Annotated in this window: 6 protein-coding genes and 1 pseudogene; 2 read left to right on the top strand and 5 right to left on the bottom strand. The window is 62.8% G+C overall.

Annotated elements, in window-relative coordinates; all coding sequences use genetic code 11:
• The 5 genes from ASC46_RS20585 to ASC46_RS20565 all read right to left on the bottom strand — a co-directional run.
• On the bottom strand, positions 1–367 hold a 367-nt coding region (locus ASC46_RS20585; RefSeq protein ID WP_055461146.1), incomplete at its 3' end, for a hypothetical protein.
• Positions 364–1,701 carry a recombinase family protein gene (locus ASC46_RS20580; protein ID WP_055461145.1) on the bottom strand — a complete coding sequence of 446 codons (1,338 nt, stop codon included), beginning with the start codon at positions 1,699–1,701 and terminating at the stop codon, positions 364–366. The genes ASC46_RS20580 and ASC46_RS20585, both read right to left, overlap by 4 nt.
• Positions 1,698–2,207: a DUF2924 domain-containing protein gene (locus ASC46_RS20575; protein WP_072249666.1), complete on the bottom strand. Its 510-nt coding sequence runs from the start codon at positions 2,205–2,207 to the stop codon at positions 1,698–1,700. Before ASC46_RS20575 ends, ASC46_RS20580 begins: the two co-directional genes overlap by 4 nt.
• 413 nt (positions 2,208–2,620) lie before the next feature.
• Positions 2,621–3,553 (bottom strand): ImmA/IrrE family metallo-endopeptidase, encoded by a 933-nt coding sequence (locus ASC46_RS20570; protein WP_072249664.1) that lies wholly within the window; start codon positions 3,551–3,553, stop codon positions 2,621–2,623.
• Positions 3,553–3,915, bottom strand: coding sequence for a helix-turn-helix domain-containing protein (locus ASC46_RS20565; protein ID WP_055461142.1), 363 nt, complete (start codon positions 3,913–3,915; stop codon positions 3,553–3,555). Before ASC46_RS20565 ends, ASC46_RS20570 begins: the two co-directional genes overlap by 1 nt.
• Before the next feature lie 95 nt (positions 3,916–4,010).
• Between ASC46_RS20565 and ASC46_RS20560 the strand changes: the two genes are divergently transcribed.
• Positions 4,011–4,253, top strand: coding sequence for a DUF2188 domain-containing protein (locus tag ASC46_RS20560; protein WP_045449871.1), 243 nt, complete (start codon positions 4,011–4,013; stop codon positions 4,251–4,253).
• 11 nt (positions 4,254–4,264) lie between these two features.
• Positions 4,265–4,696 (top strand): annotated as a pseudogene (locus ASC46_RS20555) (hypothetical protein); the annotation flags it as partial.

Below are 4,696 nucleotides of genomic sequence, written 5' to 3'. Positions count from 1 at the left end.
CCATCTGCTCCGCCCACGGCCGATCGGCAACTGTGACGAGGTCGTTCAGCGAAAGCGCCGGTGGTACGCGCCTGATGACGAGGTGTTCGAGCACCTCCGGCGACAGATAGGCGAGCCGCATCATGCGGCTCACGAACCGGTCGGAGACCTTCTCGGCCGCGGCGATATCCTGAATGGTGGAAGCGGCACCGGATTCCAGCTGCCGCCGCCAGTTCCAAGCGCGGGCGATGGCGCGCAGCACATGAGGGTCTTGCGACCGGCCGTCCCGGACTGTCACCTCGTCGGGCGGGAGGATCTTCGGCCGCCCATTGCGTTTGCGGATCGTCAGGGGGATGATGAGGCGGATGATGTTCGTCGAGTCGGTCATGCGTGGGCCTCCGTCTGGCGGGTGGCCATCATGTCCCGCAGGACCGAGCCCAGCCCCTCATGGCGCAAATCGACGGCGATGCCGTCTTCGCCGACGGTCACCCGTTCGACCAGCAGCTGGACGATGCGGGTTTGCTCCGCCGGATAGAGCGCCGCCCAGAGCTGGTCGAACTCGCCGAGCGCCTGGACGACCGCCTTCTCTTCGACGGTCGAGTTCTCTTCGCGAAGGGCCTTTATGGTCCGCGCCGCGACTTCGGGTGCGCGGATCATGCGGCGGATTTCGCCGACGACGGCATCCTCGACCATGCCGGCGGGCAAGCGCAGCGGCCCTGAGGCGTCTCCGGTCGGGCGGTTTCGGATCAGGTCCATCGACGCATAGTAGCGGTAGAGGCGCGTGCCCTTCTTCGTCGCCGTTGGCGTCATCGCTGTGCCTGTCTCGGTGAAGATGATCCCTTTCAGCAGGGCCGGCGTCTGGCGGCGGGTGTTCTTCGCCCGCAGGCGCGGGCTCTCCTGCAGGATGCTGTGCACCTTGTCCCAGAGGGCCTGATCGATGATGGCCTCGTGCTCGCCGGGATAGGCCGTGCCCTTGTGGACGGCTTCTCCGAGGTAGACCCGGTTGTTGATCAGTTTGTAGAGGAATCCCTTGTCGATCGGCTTGCCGCGCTTGTTCAGCACGCCCTCGGCCGCGAGCGCTTTGGCCAGCGTCGTGGCGGAGCCGATGGCGACGAAGCGCTCGAAGATCATCCGGACCGTCGCGGCTTCCGCTTCGTTGACGACCAGCTTGCGGTCGCGCACGTCGTAGCCCAGCGGGACGTGACCGCCCATCCACATGCCGCGCTTGCGGGATGCCGCGACCTTGTCGCGGATGCGCTCGCCGATCACCTCCCGCTCGAACTGTGCGAAGCTGAGGAGGATGTTCAGGGTCAGGCGGCCCATCGAGGTCGTGGTGTTGAACGACTGCGTGACCGACACGAAGGTCACCTGATTGCGGTCGAAGATCTCGACCAGTTTGGCGAAGTCCATCAGCGAGCGCGACAGCCGGTCGATCTTGTAGACCACGATCACATCGATCAGACCGGCTTCGACGTCCTGAATGAGACGCTTCAAGCCGGGGCGCTCCAGCGTGCCACCGGAGAAGCCGCCATCGTCGTAGCGTTCGCGAATGGTGGCCCAGCCTTCCGCCTTCTGGCTCGTCACAAAGGCCTCGCAAGCCTCGCGCTGGGCGTCGAGGCTGTTGAACTCCATGTCGAGCCCTTCCTCGCTCGACTTGCGGGTATAGATGGCGCAGCGCTGGCGGCGCGGAACGACCGCGACGGCTTCCTGATGACGGCTCATCGGTCGTCCCTCCGCGCCTCGCGGAGGCCGAAGAAGCGATAGCCGTTCCAATGCGTGCCGGTGATCGCCCGCGCCACCGCCGACAGCGACTTGAACTTGCGCCCCTGCCAGTCGAAGCCGTCCTTCATCACTGTGACGGTGTGCTCCACCCCGTCCCATTCACGCACGAGGCGGGTGCCGACCACCGGGTTGCGGCGATCCGCGATGATCGTCTTGCGCCCAACCCGGCCCTCGATTTCGTCGGCCAGCAGGTCCAGCGTCCGCCACGTTTTGCGGGACAGCCCGCCGAGGGTCAGTTCCTGGACCCGGTAGCCGAGCCTCAGCTCGAGGTAACTGCGGCTGTTGTTCGGAGCGGGGGTGCCGAAGAGGCTTTCCCACTTCGCCTTCAGCTCGACCACCGTCATTCGCTTCAGCGCTGCAAGCTGTGTGACCACGCTCACGTCCGCCGCATCGCGGTTGCCCGGTTGCCATGGCGCGGCGTCAGTCTTTCTCTTTGTCCCTGGCATTATTGCCCTCCAACTCGGTTGCTCGGTTTGCGACGACCAACACGGCGTTTGAGGGCGAGAATGTCGAATGAACTGTCTTCGCCAGGTGCAGATAAAGAACTGGACTGTTCCGGCAGGATACGCCTCAGCCCCGCGGCAAGAATGCCCGCGAGTTCATCGAGGCGTTCGCCCGCCGACAGACGGACGGGCAACAGAGGGTTCGGACCGGATCGGGCGTCTTGCATGAGACCGTTCGCAATAGAGGATGACTGACGAAACGGTAGTCGAAAAACGAAGATACGCAATAAGATTCAATGGCTTATCGCGCCACAGCGGAATCATTGGAAGTAGATCGAAGCCGTTCGTCAGGGCTTTCCAGCGTAACATCTGTGCAAGTCGCCCGGAGCGGCGCTGCCCGCAGCATTGTCGGGTCGTTACCTCGAATCATCGCGGGTGAACTGGTCGTACGCGTCCCAGGGCGTATCCTCTTCGATCTCACAAACATCGAAGGCGTCATCGAACTGGAGAATGGTCAGAGACATGTCGAGAAATTCGGATACCATCGCCAATTCGCGCACTGGCTCCGTACCGCGGCTGAAGTTCCAGACGCCGTTCGGCCGGGCGACTGGCCTGTCCGAAACGAAACCTCTTTCGGCAGCGCCGATGGCGGCCAGCGCGTCGTCCGGGATCGGCATCCCCGATCTAATGAAGATCCCGCTCTTTAGGGCGGCTTTGCTGGCGCGTCCCCATTTCGCGTGGCCGTCACGCGCCACGATCATCGCCGCTCGCCTATCCGTGAAATCGATCCACTTCCGGCAAGCGGCGATTAACGACACGCCGTAGCGATCCGTGACGTGGTTCAGGAGATCGACGGTCATCTCGTGTCCATCGACCTGAGCCCGATAATCGTCCAGCGGCATAAGCAGGAAAGACGCGAACGTGTCGGCTTCCTCCTCCCGCTGCTTCTCCTCCTCCTGCCAGCTATTGGGAAGCAGCGGTTTGCACTGGAAATCGCAAGCGCGATCGAGAGTGCCCGAATTGTAGTCTTGGGCGGTCAAGGTCGGGCGGTGCAGCAGATAATGACCGAATTCATGCGCGAGTGTGAACCGCACCCGGCCCCGATACCGCGGATCGTCGTTGTAGACGATGTGCCATTCCGGCTTCTTCCTGTGTGGCCTGAGCATGCCCTCGAAGCCGGGCAGATCCCCGCCCACGATCTTGGTGATCGGATCCTCGTTGTTCTTGGAGACCTCGCGGGCAAGCGCTTCGACGTCCACCGGAAAGCGGTCCTCTCCCAGAACATGACGTAGCAGGATCGAAAGACGGTTCGCCTCTTGTTGAGGGGATTTGCGCTTTCCATTGCTCATCAATCGTCGTCCAACGCGTCCAATATGCGACGGAGTCGCTCTTTCGACGGAGTATCCATCTTCTTGTATTTTCGGAAGAACGCGATGTCCTCTGCGTCTTCTTCCTTCTCTCCGTCACCTGCCAGCAAGTACTCTACGGTGGTGTCCATTGCGGTGGCGATCAGAGCAAGTTTCTCGGCCGAAGGGCGCGCGACGTCCTTGTTCTCGATCTCCCACATGTAGCTCTTGCTGGATCCGACCCTTTCGGCCAGCGCCTCCAGGGTCAATCCTCGCTTCAGTCTGAGCTCGCGAACGCGCTCTCCCAAGGGTGTTGGCACCGGGTGTTCTCCTGTTTGTCCGCCGGGTTCGTTATCGCGATACATCTAGTCCTTGACACGCCGCACCTGCAATACCTATCTTGCGCACAAGTTCGTAGTAACGAACCCACTTTCGCGCTTTCACGAGACAGGAGGCCGTCATGGCTAAAGCAGGTAACGGTTCGGGCACCCATCACGTGGTCCCCAATCCCAATGGCGGATGGGATGTCCGCCGCGGCGGCGCCGAGCGCGCCAGCGGGCACTTCGACACGAAGCGGGAGGCGATCGACCGTGGGCGGGAGATCAGCCGCAACGCCGGGACGGAGTTCAAGATCCACAACCAGGACGGCCGGATCGGCCAGTCCGATTCCCACGGGAACGACCCCCGCAACATCAAGGGCTAAGGAGATCGGCCATGGCCTCAGTGACGAGTTTCATCCGCAACATGCCTGCCTCGTCGCTGCAGGCTTATTTCCACCACACCGGCATCGAGCTTCCGACCGAGGTCGATTGGGAGGCGCCCGAGCCGGAAGTCGCCCGCGTCACCTTGCGGGCCGTCGACGAATTGGACGACGAAGCCCGCGCCCGCATCGTGAATGACGCCGAGCGTGTGAGTGCCTTGGCCGATGATGCGGGGCAGACTGCACTCTACAGCGTGATCGATGACCGCATGGTGCTCGATGATCTGGCAAATGGCCATGCGCGTTCGCTCTGGATGTTCCTGAACGAACCGGTTCGGTTCCGCCATGCCGAGGAGGTCCGTTACACCGATGAGCGGCGCCGTGGTCGGAGCTGGGACGGGTTCATCGGCGAGCCTAACCTCGATCTGCGGCGGGACGAGGCATCC

The sequence above is a fragment of the Chelatococcus sambhunathii genome, assembly GCF_001418005.1.
Classification (GTDB): domain Bacteria; phylum Pseudomonadota; class Alphaproteobacteria; order Rhizobiales; family Beijerinckiaceae; genus Chelatococcus_A; species Chelatococcus_A sambhunathii.
Note: the sequence above shows the minus strand (reverse complement) of the source record. Positions and strands in the feature narration are given on the sequence as shown.